At 42.6% G+C, this 20,635-nt stretch carries 17 protein-coding genes; 11 read left to right on the forward strand and 6 right to left on the reverse strand.

What is annotated here, in order from left to right; all coding sequences use genetic code 11:
* Positions 1-141 precede the first annotated feature (141 nt).
* The 3 genes from BFN00_RS16270 to BFN00_RS12035 form a co-directional block, all read right to left on the reverse strand.
* Positions 142-270 carry a hypothetical protein gene (locus tag BFN00_RS16270; RefSeq protein ID WP_278356921.1) on the reverse strand — a complete coding sequence of 43 codons (129 nt, stop codon included), beginning with the start codon at positions 268-270 and terminating at the stop codon, positions 142-144.
* Positions 263-1,477, reverse strand: coding sequence for an MFS transporter (locus BFN00_RS12030; protein ID WP_071851895.1), 1,215 nt, complete (start codon positions 1,475-1,477; stop codon positions 263-265). The genes BFN00_RS16270 and BFN00_RS12030 overlap by 8 nt, the downstream gene beginning before the upstream one ends.
* A gap of 154 nt (positions 1,478-1,631) precedes the next feature.
* Complete coding sequence (locus BFN00_RS12035; protein WP_071851897.1) at positions 1,632-2,726, reverse strand: OmpW/AlkL family protein; 1,095 nt, start codon at positions 2,724-2,726, stop codon at positions 1,632-1,634.
* Positions 2,727-3,176: 450 nt separating this feature from the next.
* On the opposite strand from BFN00_RS12035, the gene BFN00_RS12040 reads away from it, so the two are divergent.
* Entirely contained in the window at positions 3,177-3,356 is a 180-nt protein-coding gene (locus tag BFN00_RS12040; protein ID WP_005246830.1) for a hypothetical protein, read from the forward strand.
* 287 nt (positions 3,357-3,643) lie between these two features.
* On the opposite strand, the gene BFN00_RS12045 is transcribed toward BFN00_RS12040, so the two are convergent.
* Positions 3,644-4,432: an A1S_2505 family phage non-structural protein gene (locus tag BFN00_RS12045; RefSeq protein ID WP_071851899.1), complete on the reverse strand. Its 789-nt coding sequence runs from the start codon at positions 4,430-4,432 to the stop codon at positions 3,644-3,646.
* 362 nt (positions 4,433-4,794) lie between these two features.
* On the opposite strand from BFN00_RS12045, the gene uvrB reads away from it, so the two are divergent.
* From uvrB to proB, 8 genes are all read left to right on the forward strand, one after another.
* Entirely contained in the window at positions 4,795-6,816 is a 2,022-nt protein-coding gene (gene uvrB / locus BFN00_RS12050; protein WP_071851901.1) for an excinuclease ABC subunit UvrB, read from the forward strand.
* Between the two features lie 143 nt (positions 6,817-6,959).
* Positions 6,960-7,547 (forward strand): lipocalin family protein, encoded by a 588-nt coding sequence (locus BFN00_RS12055; protein ID WP_044112882.1) that lies wholly within the window; start codon positions 6,960-6,962, stop codon positions 7,545-7,547.
* A gap of 162 nt (positions 7,548-7,709) precedes the next feature.
* Positions 7,710-8,648 (forward strand): EamA family transporter RarD, encoded by a 939-nt coding sequence (gene rarD / locus BFN00_RS12060; protein WP_071851903.1) that lies wholly within the window; start codon positions 7,710-7,712, stop codon positions 8,646-8,648.
* Positions 8,649-8,757: 109 nt separating this feature from the next.
* Positions 8,758-10,524 (forward strand): hypothetical protein, encoded by a 1,767-nt coding sequence (locus BFN00_RS12065; RefSeq protein WP_071851905.1) that lies wholly within the window; start codon positions 8,758-8,760, stop codon positions 10,522-10,524.
* Between the two features lie 240 nt (positions 10,525-10,764).
* Positions 10,765-12,222, forward strand: coding sequence for a glyceraldehyde-3-phosphate dehydrogenase (locus tag BFN00_RS12070; RefSeq protein WP_071851907.1), 1,458 nt, complete (start codon positions 10,765-10,767; stop codon positions 12,220-12,222).
* 183 nt (positions 12,223-12,405) lie between these two features.
* The gene (locus BFN00_RS12075; RefSeq protein ID WP_071851909.1) at positions 12,406-12,780 is read left to right on the forward strand and encodes a winged helix-turn-helix transcriptional regulator; all 375 of its coding nucleotides are present in this window, start codon (positions 12,406-12,408) and stop codon (positions 12,778-12,780) included.
* Positions 12,781-13,187: 407 nt separating this feature from the next.
* Positions 13,188-14,405 carry an Obg family GTPase CgtA gene (cgtA, locus tag BFN00_RS12080; protein ID WP_004646519.1) on the forward strand — a complete coding sequence of 406 codons (1,218 nt, stop codon included), beginning with the start codon at positions 13,188-13,190 and terminating at the stop codon, positions 14,403-14,405.
* A 27-nt stretch (positions 14,406-14,432) separates the two neighbouring features.
* Complete coding sequence (gene proB, locus BFN00_RS12085; protein ID WP_004279682.1) at positions 14,433-15,566, forward strand: glutamate 5-kinase; 1,134 nt, start codon at positions 14,433-14,435, stop codon at positions 15,564-15,566.
* A 74-nt stretch (positions 15,567-15,640) separates the two neighbouring features.
* On the opposite strand, the gene BFN00_RS12090 is transcribed toward proB, so the two are convergent.
* Both BFN00_RS12090 and BFN00_RS12095 read right to left on the reverse strand, forming a co-directional pair.
* Positions 15,641-16,237 carry a phosphatase PAP2 family protein gene (locus BFN00_RS12090; RefSeq protein WP_071851911.1) on the reverse strand — a complete coding sequence of 199 codons (597 nt, stop codon included), beginning with the start codon at positions 16,235-16,237 and terminating at the stop codon, positions 15,641-15,643.
* A gap of 164 nt (positions 16,238-16,401) precedes the next feature.
* On the reverse strand, positions 16,402-17,106 hold the full coding sequence (locus BFN00_RS12095; RefSeq protein ID WP_004279706.1) for an SIMPL domain-containing protein: 705 nt from the start codon (positions 17,104-17,106) through the stop codon (positions 16,402-16,404).
* A 475-nt stretch (positions 17,107-17,581) separates the two neighbouring features.
* On the opposite strand from BFN00_RS12095, the gene BFN00_RS12100 reads away from it, so the two are divergent.
* Positions 17,582-18,955: a diaminobutyrate--2-oxoglutarate transaminase gene (locus tag BFN00_RS12100; protein WP_004279708.1), complete on the forward strand. Its 1,374-nt coding sequence runs from the start codon at positions 17,582-17,584 to the stop codon at positions 18,953-18,955.
* A 3-nt stretch (positions 18,956-18,958) separates the two neighbouring features.
* On the forward strand, positions 18,959-20,491 hold the full coding sequence (locus tag BFN00_RS12105) for a pyridoxal phosphate-dependent decarboxylase family protein (RefSeq protein WP_004279709.1): 1,533 nt from the start codon (positions 18,959-18,961) through the stop codon (positions 20,489-20,491).
* Positions 20,492-20,635: the final 144 nt, after the last annotated feature.

A 20,635-nucleotide genomic window follows, 5' to 3' on the forward strand; every position in this document is an offset into this window, starting at 1 on the left:
AGAAAATTCCAGACTGAAATAAAATCAAAAGAAATGATAAGTTTATGAATAATCTGTTATTTTTACTATTCAGTTGATTTTGAAACATTTAACTTATTGTGCGATGGATTGCGCATTTTCTGCTGAGGATATTTCGACAGTTTAGTGTGCGCAAAAAGCCTGATTAAAATATTCAAACAGCTGAGGGGTTTGTAACCACAGGCCAATCGACAAAGCCAGTAAAAGCAGGATTGCCACCACAATCGAGAGTTTGAGTAGAGAATCAGTCATGGACGATTTGCTCCTCATTGACCCAGAAATGCACCAGTACGCCAAAAATGCTGAGGACAATTGATAGCATCCACACCGCATTATAATTGCCGCTTAAATCATGGTTGACTCCACCGAGCCAGCCACCGAAAAACGAGCCAACCTGATGAGTAAAGAACACAATGCCACTGAGCATGGTCAGATATTTCACCCCGAATATATTCGCTACAATGCCATTGGTTAGCGGAACGGTCGATAACCAGAGTAATCCCATAATGACACCAAAGCTATAGACTGTCCATGTGCTGAGAGGCAGCATGAGAAAGGCAATAATCGCAATTCCACGCAGGGCATATAATCCCATTAGCAGATGCGGTTTGGAATATTTTCCACCGAGCCAGCCGGCCGTATAGGTGCCTACCACATTAAACAGACCCACTAAGGCTAAGAAAATCGTACCGGTTGTGGCATTAAAGCCATGATCAATCAGATAGCCCGGCAGGTGGATACCAATAAAAACGACCTGAAAACCACAAACAAAAAAGCCCATGGCCAGAAACCAGAAGGGTTTATGATTTTTCACCACCACCAGAATCTGTTTAAAACTGAGTGAGACTTTATTGGGGGTAGAGGCTGCATTGGGATGAACATACATCGGTGCTTTCAGCATCCAGGCCAATGGCACAATCAGGGCAATCAGAATGGCACTGACTACTAACGCTGCTGACCAGCCAACATTCTGTAATAGCAACAGGGTCGAAGGCAGCATGATAAACTGACCAAAAGACCCGGCCGCACTGGCAATTCCCATCGCCAAACTGCGCTTTTCTGGTGGGGCAGCACGCCCGACCGCAGATAATAAGACCGGAAATGAGGTGGCAGACAGGGCTAGACCTAAAATTAAACCGACACTCAGATTAAGCAATAATCCGGTCGAGCTGACTGCCATCAAGAGTAGACCGATTGCATATAAGGCGCCGCCTACAGCCACCACAATCTTGCTGCCATATTTATCGGCAAATGCCCCGGTGATCGGCTGCACTGCACCCCAGATCAGGTTTTGCATGGCAATGGCCAGACTAAAAACATTATGACCCCAGCCAAACTCTTCGCTCATCGGTACCAGATACAGACCAAAGGCATGACGTACACCCAGTGACAGTGCCAAAATTATGGCGGAGCCAATCAGCATAAAAATAAGAGCTTTGGAAAATTGACTGTCAGCCATACGTCATTCATGCCTATAAAGTTGATATGTATAGTATTCGATTCAAGCAATAGAGGCGATTAAATAAATATTGATCAAAAGATAATTTTTTTTATCAATATTTTAAGCCTAAAAAAACGGCCGAAGCCGTTTAATCAAATATCGGGTTTTAAACTTAGAAACGCATCCCGATCCCAGCATAGGCCAGAATCGGATTGACTTCAATATCGGCTTTAGAGCGAATCAGTTCACCTAAATTTGCATCTGTCACTGTAATTGTCGTGTCATTTTTTAGATGTGCATAAGATACTGAACCGACTGCAAACCAGGTGTCATTAAAGTCATAGCTAAAGCCGACCGTGGCCACAGGCGCGAAAGCATCGGATGCTTCCAGATCAACTTTCGGGTTGGCTGAACTTGGCGTGCCATCCAGAGAAGCACCTGCTTTTCCTTCCTTGATATTGGCAATCATATGTCCTGCAGCAATTAGGTCTTGCTCGGTACGTGAGTTAATTTCCAGTTCATTGAAATAGGCATACATCACACCTAAGCCGACATAAGGCCGGAATTTATTCACTCCGGTTTTACCAAAGTGATACTGGAATTCAAAGGCAGGTGTCCAGGCGCGGGCAGAGGCGGCCGGCCCATAAGCTTCCAGATCAGTAATGAGAATATCATTTTTCAATTCAATGCCAGGTAAATCAATTCCACCTGGAATTTGTGGAATTAAATCAAGACTTGGAGTCGCAAGCGCAGAAAAAGGCGCGTAGATTTTACCACTGCCTTGCAAGTCTACTTTAGGTGGAATGCCGGCTTTCATTTCAAAAGAAATATTATCGGTAAAATAGTAATTGGTCATAATGCCTAAGGTGGTGACATCATCCGCTTCCAGGCCTGTACCAGGATTATTCCAGCTTTCCAGTCCATAGATTTCAGCTCGCCCACTGAGCGTTGCGGGCAGTGTTTCTGTACCAAGTCGATCGAGAATATTAACAAAAACAGAGGAAAGGTTTGGGTCCATGTCTGGATCAAGATTATTTTTCACAGAGTCAATTGAGATATCACCTACTTGAGATGTTTCACCTTCTTTGACAGCAGTATTCACTTTAAATGGTTGAGCCTTGCCTTGCGGCATCACATGCAATGCACCAACTGATACCGAAAAGCGCTTAAAGCCATCTCCATCTTGCAAGCTAAAATAAGGGGAATCTGCATGCGCGACCATAGGTAAAGTGGCTAGGCCTGCCATACATGCCAGCAATGTTTTCATTGATTTGGAACTCCATGTCCAGTTTGTTTATTCGTTTTTCTAGTTAACTAATTATGTGAATTGCCTTAAAAAAATCAGTTATAGAACAATAGATCAAAAGTTAAGCGAGGGTTGAGATTGGTAACTTCTGTATATTTTTTGTTGATATCTCTTGAGTTTTGAGAAATGCATAGTGTGTAAAAATCATTATTTTTACCTGACTAGCTTAAGTATAAAAGTGAAGAAAATTTATTCTTGAGAGCGTTAAAATTTCAATCCTATGAATTTTTATCATGGAAGATATAGAGAAGAGTTTAGGTAAATTTTAGGCTGCATTGATTCAAGCATTTACCATCACGGGATCATTTTTTATTTTTCAAAAACAAAAGCATATGAATTTATCCAAGATCCTGCTACCCAGTCGACTGAGTTTTTTTGTACAATAGCTGCATATATTATTGAGTGAATCACATGAGCACCCAAACTCCTCCCAAAAGAAAGCCCCTGGTTAATTTACCTTTCCCGATCAAACAGGCAGAGCAAAATGCTGCAGAAGAAGTTCTGGAAGATTTAAGACCAAGACCACAGCGTTATGCTGACCGTACCTGGATGCCACCACGTGGCACTCGCCGTTCAATGGGCAAACGCTAATTGATCAGACTCAAAAAGCTATGATAAATCATGGCTTTTTTTATGGAATTTTTTAGGGAGTTAGTGATCAATATTTGATTTAATTTTCGAACAAAAAGAAATTAAAACTCAGATTTATCCAAATTCTTTTCAATTTTATTCTTAATAAAGCAAACGAAATATTTAAGCTCTCTAAATGCCAATCAAAATTAAATCCAGACCTGATTGATTTCATATTGGACATTTTTAGCCGCTCAAAAAAAAGCCAATTCAAACATTGGCTTTTTTTGAAAGATATGTTGATAGCACTAACGAATGCTTTTACGCGCTTTATTTTCCGGTTTCGGTGGCGCGATTTCTCGCTCGCCTTGCCAGACATCAATAAAATCTTTCTCGTTAATATTATAAAGTTCCAGTAGCGCTAAAATCACGCCTCCAAATAACATGGTACCTTCTGAATGGCTCTGAAAATCGACCAGCTTGGTATTTAGGTTGTGCAGGATATCTTCAATTTCAAAGATACGTTCCCGCCCATTGCTGTCGGTCGGATAGATCTGGGTATTTAAAATAATTCTCGCCAGGCTTTTTTCATTTTCGGTCAAAGGCAGTTCTTCAATCAACTCATCACTGGCCGGAGTTAAAATGACCGAATCACGGAATATGGTGTGTAAAAAATTTGCGCTTAATTTTGGCAGCGGCTTTTCGACAAAAGGACGGAAAGATTGCGGGAAAATGACATTGCGTGAGATGCCTTTAAACATCGGTGCAATTTCCTCGACCTTATAACCTGCGATCCCACAGCCCAAGGAAGTAATAAAATATTTATTTTTAGGATGATTTTTGGTGTAAATCTTAAAGTCATCAATATAGTGCTGGATTTGTGAGAGCGGCATTTGTTGCAAATGCTCGTTCATGGTGGGAATGGCATAGCTCTGACCCGCCCAGCCACGACCCACGCCCATGACTGCACCAAAATGCTCAAGTGCCGTTCTGGCTGCTCCACCACCGTGTTGTCCAGCCAAGTTGCTGCCAAAAACAAAAACCGTATTTTCCGGAAGGGATTTAACAATACTTTCATCGTGATAGTGGTAAGTCATAATTGTCGATTCTAGGCCATCCTGATCTTCATGTTGCCTTTGAAATGAAAAGGGGTCAAGGCAAAATTGTGCCGGACTAGCCAAACAGATAGAGTATTTCACCCATAAGCCAAAACAGGATACCGAGTACGCCCAAATAAAGCTGCTGGCTGAAAATGATTAGTTTGTTCTGTATTTATTCCCTTTGTAACTGTATATTTTATTAATGATTTTTCAAAGCAGATAGCGATTAAAGCGCTAACAAATAATGAATAGTAATATTGTTTTATTTTACCAAACAGAAACCTAAGCAGGGATTGAGTAATTCCAATTTACCCTCATAATAAATCAAATCTATATCCGCAGCGAAGTCAGCGAAAGCTATGAGTGATAAAAAACCCTTTGAATTAGTGACCAGTTATCAACCAGCAGGTGATCAGCCCCAAGCCATTGCAAAGCTGGTTAAAGGCATTGAACAGGGTTTTCATGACCAGCTTTTACTGGGGGTTACCGGGTCTGGTAAAACCTATACCGTGGCCAACGTCATTGCACAGACTCAACGTCCGACCATTGTCATGGCGCATAACAAAACTTTGGCTGCGCAGCTTTACGGCGAATTTAAAGCGTTTTTCCCGAATAATGCTGTCGAATATTTTGTCAGTTATTATGATTATTATCAGCCAGAAGCCTATGTGCCATCTTCAGATACTTTTATCGAGAAAGATGCGGCAATTAATGACCATATTGACCAGATGCGTCTTTCTGCAACCCGTTCACTCTTAGAGCGACGTGATGCGATTATTGTCGCATCGGTGTCTGCCATTTATGGTTTGGGTGATCCGAATGCCTATATGAGCATGTTGCTGCATGTGGTGGAAGGTGACCGCATTGGCCGTGATGATATTATTCGCCGTCTGGTCGAGATGCAGTATTCACGTAACGAACTGGAATTCCTGCGCGGTACTTATCGTATTCGTGGTGAAATTATTGATATTTTTCCGGCTGAATCCGATCAGGATGCGATCCGGATTGAACTGTTTGATGATGAAGTTGACTCTATCCGCTGGTTTGATCCCCTGACAGGGAAAATGGTTCGTAAAGTACCTCGTGTGACCATTTATCCTAAAAGCCACTATGTTACGCCGAAAGACAATTTATCCCGTGCGATTGAAACCATCCGAGACGAACTCAAAGAGCGACTGGTGTTCTTCCGTGAAAATGACAAGCTGCTGGAAGCCCAGCGCATCGAGCAGCGCACACGCTATGATCTGGAAATGATGCAACAACTGGGTTATACCAACGGCATTGAAAACTATTCACGGCATTTGTCGGGCCGTCCTGCGGGTGAAGCACCACCAACCTTGTTCGATTATATTCCGGATGATGCCTTGCTGATTATTGATGAATCGCATGTGACGGTGCCGCAGATTGGTGCCATGTACAAGGGTGACCGTTCGCGTAAGGAAAATCTGGTCAATTACGGATTCCGTTTGCCAAGCGCGCTGGATAACCGGCCAATGAAATTTGAGGAGTGGGAACGGATTGTGCCGACGACCGTTTATGTCAGCGCAACGCCCGCACGTTACGAGCTGGAAAAGTCCCAGCAGATTGTCGAGCAGGTGGTACGTCCGACTGGTCTGATCGATCCGGAAATTGAAATTCGTCCAGTTCTGACGCAGGTCGATGATGTGCTTTCAGAAATTAATCTACGTAAAGACATTAATGAGCGGGTGCTGGTTACGACCTTAACTAAGCGTATGGCCGAAGATTTAACTTCTTATTTGAAAGAATACGGGATTAAGGTTGCTTATTTACATTCGGATATCGATACCGTCGAGCGGGTCAAAATCATTCATGAACTGCGTACCGGGGTGCATGATGTACTGGTCGGGATTAACCTGCTGCGTGAAGGGCTGGATATGCCGGAAGTGTCACTGGTTGCCATTCTGGATGCAGATAAAGAGGGATTTCTGCGTTCTGAGCGCTCTCTCATTCAGACCATTGGCCGCGCTGCGCGTAACCTGAAAGGTAAGGCGATTTTGTATGCTGATCGCATTACTGATTCGATGCAGAAAGCCATTGATGAGACGGATCGTCGTCGTGCCAAGCAGATTCAGTTTAATGAAGAACATGGCATTACCCCGCGGAGTGCAGTGCGTCAGGTGATCAAGGAAATTGATACTGGTGAAGTATTGGATGATGATTCAATTGAATTGAAAGTCTCGGATCAGGCACGTGCGATCAGTGCCGATGAGCGGCATATCATGGCAGATCCGAAAATGTTTGCGAAACACATTAACAAGCTTGAAAAGGAAATGCTGAAAGCTTCCAAAGAGCTTCAGTTTGAGCAGGCTGCGCGTATGCGTGATGAAATTGTGCGTTTAAAAGCCCAGATGTTTGATTGATTGTTGTTGCATTAAATCTTATTTAAATGACGTAAAATCAATCACAAACCAAACATAATGTAACAAATTTAAGAATTGGATAAAGCTATTGTATGAACAGAATTTTTAAATAAATATTTTGTGAACATGCAATAGGTATCTTTATGACAACTCAAAAATCTTCACGTACTGGATTAAAGCTGGCAAAAATTGCGGTGGGTAGCGCGGTTCTTCTCGGTTTGGGCGCCGCTACCATGGCCTATGCGAAAGACGAGCCATTACCGACCATTGAAAAAGTTGAACTGGACCGTTATTTGGGCACCTGGTACGAAGTAGCGCGCAAGCCTTTGTATTTTCAAAATAAGTGTGATCGTGATGTCACAGCGACTTATACTTTAAATGAAAATGGCAATATTGTGGTGGATAACCGCTGCATTAAAAAAGATGGTGGACAAACCCAGTCATTGGGCGAGGCGTTTGTGCAAAATCCACCGCAGAATACCAAGTTAAAAGTAAGTTTCCTGCCTGACTTTATTCGCTGGATTCCGGTTGCTCGTGGCGATTATTGGGTTTTGAAACTGGATGAAAACTATCAAACTGTTCTAGTCGGTGAGCCAAAACGTAAATATATGTGGATACTCTCACGTGATCCGCAATTGGATAAAAATGTGGTGAATGAATATTTACAATATGCACAGTCTGTCGGTTATGACCTGAGTGATGTAATTCATACCAAACAAACTCAAAGATAAAAAGATCGTCTTAATGGGAACCATGCTATGGCATGGTTTTTTATTTTATGAGTCGAAAGACAATCTAAAATCGAGAGATAACTACATTTTAAATAGATGAAGCATCAAGCTTTCTATTGTACTAATCGTTATAATGCCGGCGAATGAAAGTAGAGTTTAACTATGTATAAAGGCATCGCGTTATCTGTCTTGGCCTCTGTGGTTTTTGGAGTGCTCTATATATTTACGCCCTTTTTACAGCCTTTAGACAGTGAACAGACTTTTGCTTGGCGTATGCTGGCGACTTTACCATTCCTCACAGCCTTCATGTGGTGGTCGGGTGATCTGAAACATATCAGCAGTATTTTTAAGCGGGTATTACGACAGCCTTCATTTTTGATCTGGTTGCTGATTAGTTCGCTGTTATGTACTACACAATTGTGGTTGTTTTTATGGGGCCCTATCAATGGGCGTGGCCTCGAAGTCTCACTCGGTTATTTTCTCCTGCCTCTGGTGATGGTGCTGGTCGGCTGTGTGCTTTATAAAGAAAAATTATCATCCTTCCAGATGGTTGCTCTTGCTCTGGCAGTTTTGGGAGTAGGACATGAAATCTGGCGGATCGGTTCAATCGCATGGGAAACGGTCTATGTCGCTTTAGCTTATCCACTTTATTTTTTTATGCGGCGTAAATTCGCGACCGATCATCTTGGTGGATTCTGGTGGGATCTATTTCTGATTTTGCCGGTGGCATTTTATTTGGGCTTTATCTATAGCGATTCCATGCCGCTCATGTTGAATCATTCCCACTTGATCTTGGCAATTCTTGGATTAGGTTTTTTAAGTGCGCTCGGTTTAGGCAGCTATATTTTGGCCAGCCGATATTTGCCCTTTGTCATCTTTGGGCTGTTGAGTTATCTAGAGCCGGTACTGCTGGCTTTTGCTTCAATGGCACTCGGTGAGCGCGTGGAATCAGATGAATGGTTGACCTATATCCCAATCTGGTTGGCTGTTTTATTACTGGTTGTGGAAGGAATATTGCATTTAAAACAGCAGCAGCTGAAAAAATATGAGCTGGCAAATAAAGCCGCACAGCTAGAAAAAATCAGAAAAAATAATGAATAATGTGGTTTGCATAAGCATTATATTCGTCAGACAATATTGACCTGATTATTTTCAAAATCGTCTACCATTTTGTTTAAAAGAATGTTTTCTATATCTTAAGGGGATAAACATGTCACAGATCGCGATTCCATATCAGTTACGTGCGCGTTTATCACAACTGGAACCGAGCCTGGATTTAAATTGGGAGCGAGAGCTTCGTACTGTTCTGGCAGAAGTTTCACCAGAATTAAAAGAAAGTATTGATTTTCAGATTTTAAAGCCCAAGAAAATTCTTTGGGATCGGGAAATGGATCAATACCGCTATCAGGCTCAACATTCGGTAGAACGTCTTAGCCAAAAATTTCTCAATGACCGGATGCGTTACTATGCCAGTACCTTTGGCTTGTCACTGAAAAGTTTGCAGGGTTTGAATGATAGCTTGCAAATTGCGGACTACTTAGAAAACGTACTTGAACAAATCGATAAAATTGACGTCAATGAAAATTTTCAGATGCAGCGTGAAAAGCTGGAACTGCGTCGTACATTTTTATTAAATGCTGCTGAGATTATTCGTGGTCTTCGCTTACAGCCGGTTGAAGGGGTGCGTCAGCTTACCGAACAGCACATTAAATGCTTCATTATTGAAGTTTTTATCAAGCAGCAATTGCTGGGTTATTGGTATAAGCCGCTATTAAAAAAACAGACTGCAGAAATGACGCATCCACTTTTCCGTTATTTCCTGATTAAAGAGCAGCAGATTCGTCATTTTGATATTGTCCGTACCTCGCAATTTCTATTTATCGTTGCGCCGGTGATGGATGTGCAGCAAAACCCGTATTCTATTCGTCGTTTCCTGATTGAAGAAAAAGGTGTACTTGAAGATCAGGTTTATCTGAATATCCTGATTCTGGAGCTGCAGGATGACATGGATGAAGTGGTGGTAGAAACCCTGAAATCGCAAATGCAGCGAATGGTGACTTTACAGAGTCAGATTCATTTGGATGTAATCGACATTGTAAATACACTGGAACAGGTGTCTGAACAGAAGTTATTACCTTTACTGGTTGAGCCCATTCAAGTCGTAGAGAAAAATGCCGATGTGGTGGCACAACGTCACCTGAAGCAGTTTGAAGAAATTATGACGCGTGAATTGCTTTTGCCGATGCGGGATGCCATTCGTGATCATTTGTCGCATCTTGAAGAGTTTGATTATCTGTATCTGCATGTCCATAAAATATTTACAGAAATTCTGGCCTATTACCGCGATTTCAAGTCCCAGCCGGGTTTCATGTTTAATCAGTACATCCAGAATTTTGAATATAAACTGCTGGCTTTTATCCGTTTACTGGAAAAGCGTAAAGCGGAAACCTTTATTCCTACCCACCGTAATGAATGGCAAGTCATGCATCAGCGTTCACAGCAGGCTGTTCTGGATATTCAAAATACGATTTCTGAAAATGTACAGCAATACCGGGATCTGAAAAAATATATTAATACACTGCAGCGGCAAAAAGTGGATGAAGAGAAAAAATCCGTATTTAAAAAGTTGTGGCGTAAAAATAATTTCGATGAGGCGATTGATACCGCGCTCAATCAATTGCAGCAGTTAAAGCGTAGTATGTTTCTGGAAATTATTCAGGTGCCAAGAACACATGAAAACTGTAGCGTATTTCTGGAATTTGAAAGTTTGCAGCATTTACAGCAGGTTGATCGCCACTATGCTTTTCCCTCTGGGGACAATGGCCTGACCCGTTTACCTTTGCTCATTCATTTGCCCGAAACTTATGATGATTTTGATGTAGAAAACTTCAATGCCTCCATGAGTCTGGACATGAATTTTTCAGCAGGGAGTAGAATCCAGTCTGAACAGGGTGGGACGCTAAATTTTGAACTTTAGATTTGTTTGAATAAACAACATTTAACAAATTTGTGCCAGGTACTGAAAAATAGTGCTCTTTAGAGTTTTCGGATGCAAAATCATTCAGCTAATTACAACTATTTTTGAAATTTATAGTGAATATACGTTAAAAACTACCCGTCTTAACGAGCTTTTGATTCAAACTTGCGGCCAATTCCATTACAATTGTCGGGTTTAGAAATTTATGCTTAGATTTACAATTAATTAGAGGACGTATCTGTGAGCAAAGACACTATTGTTGCCCTCCATGCAGAACACCAAGGTCGCTGGAAAAACCGTGAAGAACTTGCGGAACGTATGATTGCCCTTGTTGGCCAGTTATATCGTGAAAAAAATATTGTAGCTACAGTTTATGGTCGCTCTTTAATTAACCGTTCTGTAATTCAGATTTTGAAAGCACACCGCCGTACTCGCGTACTGGATGTTGAACTTTCTGTAGTTGATACTTTCCCAATTCTTGAAGCATTGGTGAAAGTTGAAAACATCGGTTCTGCTGAAGTTGATCTGGGTAAACTTGCTGTTGAATTTAAAGAAAAAGGCGGCGACATCGATGCATTTGTTGCGGACGCTGTTAAATCGATCAAAGGCAATGCTGCTGCTGTAGAACATAAAGATGTGGTTCTTTATGGTTTCGGCCGTATTGGTCGTATCTTGGCGCGTTTGATGATTGGTCAATCAGGTCTGGGTCGTGGTCTTAGCCTAAAAGCAATCGTTGTTCGTAAATCATCGGATGGTGATTTGGAAAAACGTGCTTCTTTACTTCGTCGTGACTCTATTCACGGTCCATTTGCAGGCACAATTTCTGTAGATGAAGAAAACGAAGCAATCATTGCCAATGGTAACTTCATCAAAGTGATTTATGCTTCTAATCCTTCTGAAGTAGACTACACTGCATACGGTATCAACAATGCACTTGTGATCGACAACACAGGTAAATGGCGTGATGCTGAAGGTCTTGCTCAACACCTTAAATGCCCGGGCGCTGCTCGTGTGATTCTGACTGCACCTGGTAAAGGTGACATGAAGAACGTAGTTTACGGTGTAAACCAAGCGGATATCCTTGATGAAGATACCATCATCTCTGCTGCAAGCTGTACGACTAACGCTATTACACCTACACTGAAAGTATTACATGACAAATACACGGTGTTGAATGGTCATGTTGAAACAGTTCACTCGTTCACGAACGACCAGAACCTGATCGACAACTACCATAAAGCTGACCGTCGTGGTCGTGCTGCAACATTGAACATGGTTATTACTGAAACTGGTGCAGCGAAAGCAGTAGCGAAAGCGCTTCCAGCTCTTCAAGGTAAATTGACAGGTAACTCTGTACGTGTACCTACACCAAACGTATCTCTTGCGATTCTGAACCTGACTTTAGGTCAAGACGTTGATCGTGATGAAGTGAACGAATACATTCGTCAGATTTCAATCGGTTCTAGCCTGCAAGGTCAAATCGGTTATACCAACTCGACTGAAGTGGTATCTTCTGACTTTATTGGTTCACGCACTGCAGGTGTATTTGACGCGCAAGCAACGATCACTTCAGGCAACCGTTTAACTGCTTATGTTTGGTACGATAACGAAGTGGGTTATAGCTGCCAGGTATTGCGTATTGCTGAACAAATGGGTGGCGTAAGCTATCCAAAAGTTCCTGCTGAAACTAATGCATAATTAGTATTTAGCTAAAAAAAGAGCCTCATTTGAGGCTCTTTTTTTATGATTTTTTTATTTAAAGCAGACTTTTTAATCTAATAAGAATTAATAAATCTGCTTGCTGGCGAAATATGAATCTGATAACTTACAAAGAGTAAGTATATTAAAATGAGTAAGTAATAAAAATATGGTGAGAATAGTATGACAAATTATGCAATTAGCCCGTTATTGGGGCAGGTTTTATCAACTGAATGTCCATCACGTGAAATATTGGAACACCTTGCCAATAAATGGTCGGTCTTGGTTTTGCGTTGCTTAAGTGAAGGTGTGCATCGTTTCAGTGAACTGAAACAACGCATTGAGGGGGTAAGTGAAAAAATGCTCTCCCAGACTTTAAAAATGCTTGAACAGGATGGTTTTATTTTGAGAACGGTTTATCCGGTGGTGCCGCCAAAAGTGGAATATCAATTGACGATTACCGGTTCACAAGCGGCTGAAAAAATAATGTATTTAATTGGCTGGATTGAAAAAAGCCTGCCAGATATTTTAGAGCATAAACAAAGTGTTATTAAATAGTTATTATTAAATGGCAGGAATGCAGTGTTTATGAAAATAAAAAATTTGGACTTATCTTAGTTGATATAAAATATAGATTTTAAAAGGTATCCGCATAAGAATATTTTCTTGTGAATAGGGTTTTTGAAAATTTACTCCTCTATAAATTATTTTAAAAATCATCAAGAAATTCACAAAAAGAATTTCCAGAATAGGGAATGGTACTAGGGCAAAAACGCTTCATTTCCTATCACTTCTTTTCAATCTTTTAAGTATTCTTTTTCCAAATCTATGCCTTGAATAGATCAAATAAACTTGGTGAGAAAACGACTAACTAAGATTTATGGGATTGCTGCATAATTCTATTCGAGAAATTCTTTAAAATATGGCAGAATATGGGGTTTTAAAGTTTTTAGAGGATTGGCAATATGCGCTTTGTTGATGAAGCAGTCATTACCGTAGAGGCTGGCGACGGTGGCAATGGCGTAGCCAGTTTTCGCCGTGAAAAATTCGTGCCATTTGGTGGTCCAGATGGTGGTGATGGTGGTCGTGGCGGCAGCATTTATATTCAGGCTGACGACGACACCAGTACGCTAGTTGATTATCGTTATACACGTAAATATCGTGCAGAACGAGCAAAAAATGGCCGTGGGGCGAACTGTGCTGGTCGTGGCGGTGAAGATACCGTACTAAAAGTTCCGGTAGGAACAACAATTGTAGATGTTGAGTCTGGTGACATTATTGGCGACTTGATCGAAGACGGTCAACGCGTGAAAGTGGCAGCAGGCGGTGATGGTGGTTTAGGTAATACCCACTTTAAATCATCGACCAACCGTTCACCACGTAAGTGTACGCATGGTCAAAAAGGCGAATTCCGTGAAATCCGTCTAGAACTTAAAGTTCTGGCAGATGTCGGCTTGCTGGGTATGCCAAATGCGGGTAAATCAACCTTCATTCGTGCAGTATCGGCTGCAAAACCAAAAGTTGCAGATTATCCATTTACTACCATGGTGCCAAACCTGGGTGTGGTCGATGCTGACAGTCACCGTTCATTCGTGATGGCGGATATTCCCGGCCTGATCGAAGGTGCATCTGAAGGTGCAGGTCTTGGGATTCGCTTCCTGAAGCACTTGGCGCGTACCCGTATCTTGTTGCATATCGTTGACGTACAACCGATTGATGGCTCAGATCCGGCACATAATGCCAAAGCAATTATGAAAGAGTTAGAAAACTTCTCCCCAACGCTTTCAAAACTGCCGATCGTATTGGTACTGAACAAAGTCGATCAGTTGGCTGAAGAAACACGTGAAGAATGGTGTACCCATATTCTTGAAGAATTGCAGTGGGAAGGCCCGGTTTTTGAAACTTCTGGCTTAACTGCTGAAGGCACCAAAGACGTAGTTTACTACCTGATGGATCAGATCGAAGAGCAACGTGAACGCGAAGCTGAAGATCAAGAATATGCAGCAGAAATGAAAGCATTCCGTGATCAGCTTGAAGCTGAAACACGTGAACAAACCATCGCTGCAAAAGAAGCGTATCGTGAGATGCGTCGTCAGCAACGTCTTGCCGGTATTCTGGGTGATGACGAAGATGATGAAGATGGCGATGATGATAGTGATGTGGAAGTGTACTACGTACGCTAATCTCTGAGAGAAGAGTCTGAGGACAAGATGATAGAAGTGGTAGATGGGCAACGTCAGCTCAAGGGTTGTAAACGAATCGTTGTTAAAATCGGATCATCTTTACTCACAGCAAACGGACAAGGTTTAGATTTAGATGCTATCTCGCATTGGGCGGGACAAATCGCAGATCTACACAATGCAGGACACGAGATTATTCTGGTGTCTTCCGGTGCTGTGGCTGAAGGTATGGTTCGAATGAAACTTGAGAATCGACCCACCGATCTACCCAGTCTTCAGGCTTGTGCTGCCATCGGTCAGATGGGCCTGATTCATACTTGGTCAAGCGTACTTGAGAAGCATCAGATTCGAACTGCGCAAGTATTGTTAACCCATGATGATCTGGCAGATCGTCGTCGCTACCTCAACTCATGTGATGCCTTGCAGAACCTGATTGATTGGCGCGTGATTCCGGTGATCAATGAAAATGACACGGTTTCGACTGACGAAATTCGCTTTGGTGACAACGACACGCTTGCGGCCATGGTCGCAGGTCAGGTTCATGCAGACCTTCTGATTATCTTAACGGATCAGGAAGGGATGTTTGACTCAGACCCACGGTCTAATCCAGATGCCAAACTGTTCCATACCGTACGTGCGATGGATGAAAGTCTGTTTGATATGGCCGGTGGAGGCGGTAAATTTGGTCGTGGTGGCATGCTGACCAAAGTTCGTGCAGCCCGTCTGGCGGCAAAGTCGGGCTGTCCGACCTTAATTGCAAGTGGTGATAGTGATGGTGTTCTATCACGTCTAATGTCTGGCGAATTGTTAGGTACCTTGTTTGTCACTGACAAAGACCGGATGACAGCGCATCAGCAATGGTTGGCTGCTCACTTGCAAACCGCAGGTCGTTTAGTGATTGATGATGGTGCAGTAAAAGCCATTAAAGACAATCATCGCAGTTTATTGCCTGTAGGGGTGAAAGCGGTTGAGGGTCATTTCGAACGCGGTGATGTGGTGGAATGTGTCGATACACAAGGTCACCGTATTGCAGTTGGTCGTGTCAACTTTAGTTCTCGTTCAGCAGATATCGTTCGTGGTCTGGCATCGGATAAAGTTCATCAGGTTTTGGGTGAAGCACGTTCTTTAGAGATGATTCATCGCAATCATATGGCGATTTACTAAATTATTCAGATTCAAGTTTAGAGATTCAAAAGTCCCGCTCTCGAGCGGGATTTTTTATGGCATTTTAATTAGATTTATTTAATCCAGCCCATTCGAATTAAAGGCGAAAATAACCAATAATGAATACCCAAAATAAAGTTTATGATTTGATTCTCATATTTCCACCACAGCGGCAAGCCAGCTAAATTTACTATTATTGCCATCAGGAATGCGCCCAGCATATCAATTGGAAAATGCACACCGACATAAACACGCGACCACGCTACCAGCCAAGCTGTCCAGATTAGAATTCGTCCCAAGTCTCGCTGCGGTGAAAAATAATAGGCGAAGGCAATCCCACTAAAAATACTCATATGGTTGCTGGGAAAAGAACCAGTCGGTGCATGTTCAATCAGGGTGCGACCAACATCCATCACAAACGGGCGTGGGGTATTGAGTACCGCAGACAATACTTCACTCATCAATAATGTAATAGCTGTAAAGATGAAGGCTTTAATAATCCCTGTTTTTACTTGGTAACTACCACGGAACCAAGCAATAGCAAAAATCAGCAAAAAGAGATAAACCAGGTCATGCGCAATCAGGGAGGCATAGTTGATCATCCAGATTGAGGCTTGGTCGGGTACATTTAAGATATGAAACAGGTAAAGATTCAGTTGGTCAAGGGACATGAGCAGAGAGGACTGGAACAAATGTCCGTTACTCTAAACCGGTCAAACCTCAATTCCTACTTGAGTTTGTATGAATTTGTAGCCTCGCTTTTTAAAGAATATTCACATGATAAAAAACCACTCAAAAGAGTGGTTCTTAAAAGTCTGAATAATATAATGAGGTCTTATTTAAACTGAATCGCTCCATTCGCGCTGACGGCCATTTGCGATTCGCCTGCTGCAACTTCCTGCTCAGGAACCGCCATATCAGCCGATGCAGATTTCATCATGGCCATACGCGGTACTGGCTGTGGTGAATAATTGTTAGTATTCAGGTTTAAGTTCACCAGTTGATAACTCGGTTTGTTCCAGGTCTGGGTGAGTGCCTGTGCGCGTTGCTGGAAGTTTTTGGTGGCTTCAATCATCAGCTCGCTTTCAACTTTTTTACGCTTTTCGTCAGATACCTTGAAATTAATCGACTGGGTCTGGAAGTGCTGTTGTAATTCAGCAATCAATTGAGATGTCGCTTTAAAATCTTTTGATTCCAGACGAATCTGGGCACGACCACGCCATTCTTTTAATTTACGGTTGTCATTGTCATAAATAGGGTAAGTACTTTGTGCCCCAGTCTCGATTTTCACAGTTGGATATTTGCGTGCTGTGGCAATTGCTTGATTCATCAGCTGGTTAATTTGAGTGGCCAGTTCAGCTGGTTGTTTGTTGGATTTTTCAATATAAAGCACAGCATGCATTTCATCATTTGAGATTTCACGGCTAGCCTCTGCTGAAAGATTAACAACATTATAATTCAGAGATTCAGCAGGAGCTGCAAATGCGCCTGTGGCGAGGGTGCTGGCAAGGATCAAACTGGTAAGTGCTAAGAGACGCATGAAATTGTCCTGTTTTTCTTAAAATTGGCCATCTAGGCCGTTGTTAAAATATTAAATCTCAATTGTGATCTTTTTACGAAATATTTGTCGTAAGAGTGTTAAATTCTCTTTAATTTTATCTCATTATTTAATTTATATTTATTTTTAATAATTAAATACTTAATGAATAATTTTAAGATTGGTTACCTGAATGCCGCCTGCGCTACAAAAAACCATAAAAGAACACGCTTTTCTTTCTGCTGTCACACTGTAAGATGATGATTTAGGGGATGGATTAGCATGATGTTTTTTTTCGATAAAGATTAGGACAAAATGTGACTGAAAGTTGTTTATTTTCCTGAAAAATTCGGTATCATCCGCCTCCTAGTTATTCGAATACAAAACTGCTAGCTAGAACCTTTATAAAGCGCCGAGTCAAAGGACCAAACGTCACCAGACTTATTTCTTTCACCCATATCAGAGATGGTAATTCGATATGAGCGTTACTTCTGTAAACCCTGCCACCAATTCCACAAACGAATACTACTTGACTCGCCAAAGTCAGATGGAATCGAATGTGCGTAGTTATCCACGTAAATTACCGTTAGCGATAGCGAAAGCACAAGGTTGCTGGGTTACCGATGTTGAAGGTACTGAGTACCTTGATTGTTTAGCTGGGGCAGGGACGTTGGCTTTAGGCCATAATCATCCTGCAGTCATTCAAAGTATCCAGGATACAATTGCAAGCGGTTTACCATTGCATACCCTGGATCTTACTACTCCTTTAAAAGATGCTTTTACTGAAGCACTTCTTTCTTATCTTCCAGGTGGCCAAGAAGAGTACTGCTTGCAGTTCTGTGGTCCATCCGGTGCAGATGCAACTGAAGCCGCGATTAAACTGGCGAAAACCTTTACCGGTCGTAGCTCAGTGATCAGCTTTTCTGGCGGCTACCATGGTATGACTCACGGTGCATTGGCAATGACAGGTAACCTGTCTGCGAAAAATGCAGTGAACGGTTTGATGCCGGGTGTACAGTTCATGCCGTATCCGCATGAATACCGTTGCCCATTGGGTCTTGGTGGTGAAGCCGGTGTTGATGCCCTGACTTACTACTTTGAAAACTTCATTGAAGATGTAGAAAGCGGCGTGACCAAACCTGCAGCTGTGATTCTTGAAGCGATTCAAGGTGAAGGCGGTGTGGTGACTGCGCCAGTAAAATGGTTGCAAAAAATCCGCGAAGTGACTGAAAAACACAATATCGTGTTGATTCTTGATGAAGTTCAGGCTGGTTTTGCACGTTCAGGCAAAATGTTTGCATTCGAACACGCAGGTATCGAACCTGATGTTGTAGTGATGTCTAAAGCCGTAGGTGGTAGCTTACCGCTTGCCGTACTTGGTATTAAACGTAAGTTTGATGCTTGGCAGCCAGCAGGTCATACCGGTACTTTCCGTGGTAACCAATTGGCGATGGGTACAGGTCTTGCAACGATCAATACCATTAAAGAACAGAACCTGGCTCAAAATGCACAAGAGCGTGGTGATTTCCTGCAAGCTGAACTTAAAAAACTGGCTACTGAATTCCCGTGTATCGGTAACGTGCGTGGCCGTGGTCTGATGATCGGCGTTGAAATCGTAGATGAGCGCAAAGATGCGGATCATATGGGTTCTTTACCTGCTGATGGTCAGTTGGCTGCAGCGATCCAAACCGCTTGTTTCAACAATAAATTATTGCTTGAGAAAGGTGGTCGTAACGGTACAGTGATTCGTTTACTTTGCCCGTTGATCATTACTCAAGACGAATGTGTTGAAGTGATTGCTCGTTTCAAAAAATCGGTTGCTGAAGCACTAGTTGCAGTTCGAGGCGCATAATTCATGGTAGATTTCGCAGAACATCGTAAAGCGTTACTCTGCAATGATGCTGCATCCATTGCTGACTATCAGGCTGGCATGGACCAAGCGACCAAAGCGGTTGCGGCATGGTTGCAAAACGACAAAATGTACACTGGTGGCAGCATTAACGAGCTGCGCAGTGCGATTGCATTTAACCCTTCAAAAGAAGGCTTGGGTGTAGAAAAATCTCTTGAGCGTATGGTTGAGCTATTTCTCAACAAGAGCTTAAAAGTTCATCATCCGCACTCACTTGCGCATCTTCACTGTCCAACGATGGTAACTAGCCAGATCGCGGAAGTGCTGATTAACGCAACCAACCAGTCAATGGACTCATGGGATCAAAGCCCGGCCGGTTCGTTGATGGAAGTTCAGCTGATTGACTGGTTACGTCAAAAAGTGGGCTATGGTGCAGGTCAGGCCGGTGTATTCACTTCTGGTGGTACACAGTCTAACTTGATGGGCGTATTGCTGGCGCGTGATGCTTGCATCGCGAAAAACTGGAAAGACGAAAACGGTAATCCGTGGTCGGTTCAGCGCGATGGTATTCCTGCGGATGCGATGCGTAATGTCAAAGTCATCTGTTCTGAAAATGCACATTTCTCTGTGCAAAAGAACATGGCGATGATGGGCATGGGCTTCCAGTCTGTCGTGACTGTACCTGTGAATGAAAATGCACAGATGGACGTAGACGCGCTGGAAAAAACCATGGCGCATCTTCAGTCTGAAGGCAAGATCGTGGCATGTGTGGTGGCAACAGCGGGTACAACGGATGCTGGTGCGATTGATCCATTGAAAGCAATTCGTGAAATCACCAATAAATATGGCGCGTGGATGCACATCGATGCGGCATGGGGTGGTGCACTGATTCTATCCAATGACTATCGTTCTATGCTGGACGGGATTGAGCTGTCGGATTCGATCACGCTTGATTTCCATAAGCATTATTTCCAAACCATTTCTTGTGGCGCGTTCCTGCTGAAAGATGAAGCGAATTACCGTTTCATGCATTATGAAGCAGAGTATCTGAACTCCGCTTATGATGAAGAACACGGCGTTCCGAATCTGGTGTCTAAGTCGCTACAAACCACGCGTCGTTTTGATGCATTGAAATTGTGGATGACAGTTGAAGCACTGGGCGAAGAGCTTTATGGTTCGATGATCGATCATGGCGTGAAATTAACCCGTGATGTGGCAGACTACATTAAAGCGACTGATGGTCTGGAGCTTCTGCTTGAGCCTCAATTCGCGTCTGTCTTGTTCCGTGTGGTTCCAGCGGGATATCCGGTTGAATTACTCGATACGCTCAATCAAAACGTAGCAGACGAACTGTTTGCGCGTGGTGAAGCGAACATTGGTGTGACGAAAGTCGGTCAGGTTCAGTCTCTGAAAATGACTACTTTAAGCCCGGTTGCAACGCTTGATAACGTGAAGAACTTGCTGGCATTAGTGCTTGCAGAAGCGGATCGTATCAAAGATTCAATCGCTGACGGTACTTATACGCCACCCATTGCATAAGTGATGGTGGTGTGAAAAAAAGGAGATCGAAATGATCTCCTTTTTTGTGCGCTTAAAAATAAAAAAAGGTCCTTTCCCAGATCGAAATTCCTCACAAAAACACGGAAGGTCTGAATCCCGTTTGGCCTGTTATTTATTTGTCAT

It is taken from the genome of Acinetobacter sp. AR2-3 (assembly GCF_001878775.1).
GTDB classification, from domain to species: Bacteria; Pseudomonadota; Gammaproteobacteria; order Pseudomonadales; family Moraxellaceae; genus Acinetobacter; species Acinetobacter lwoffii_D.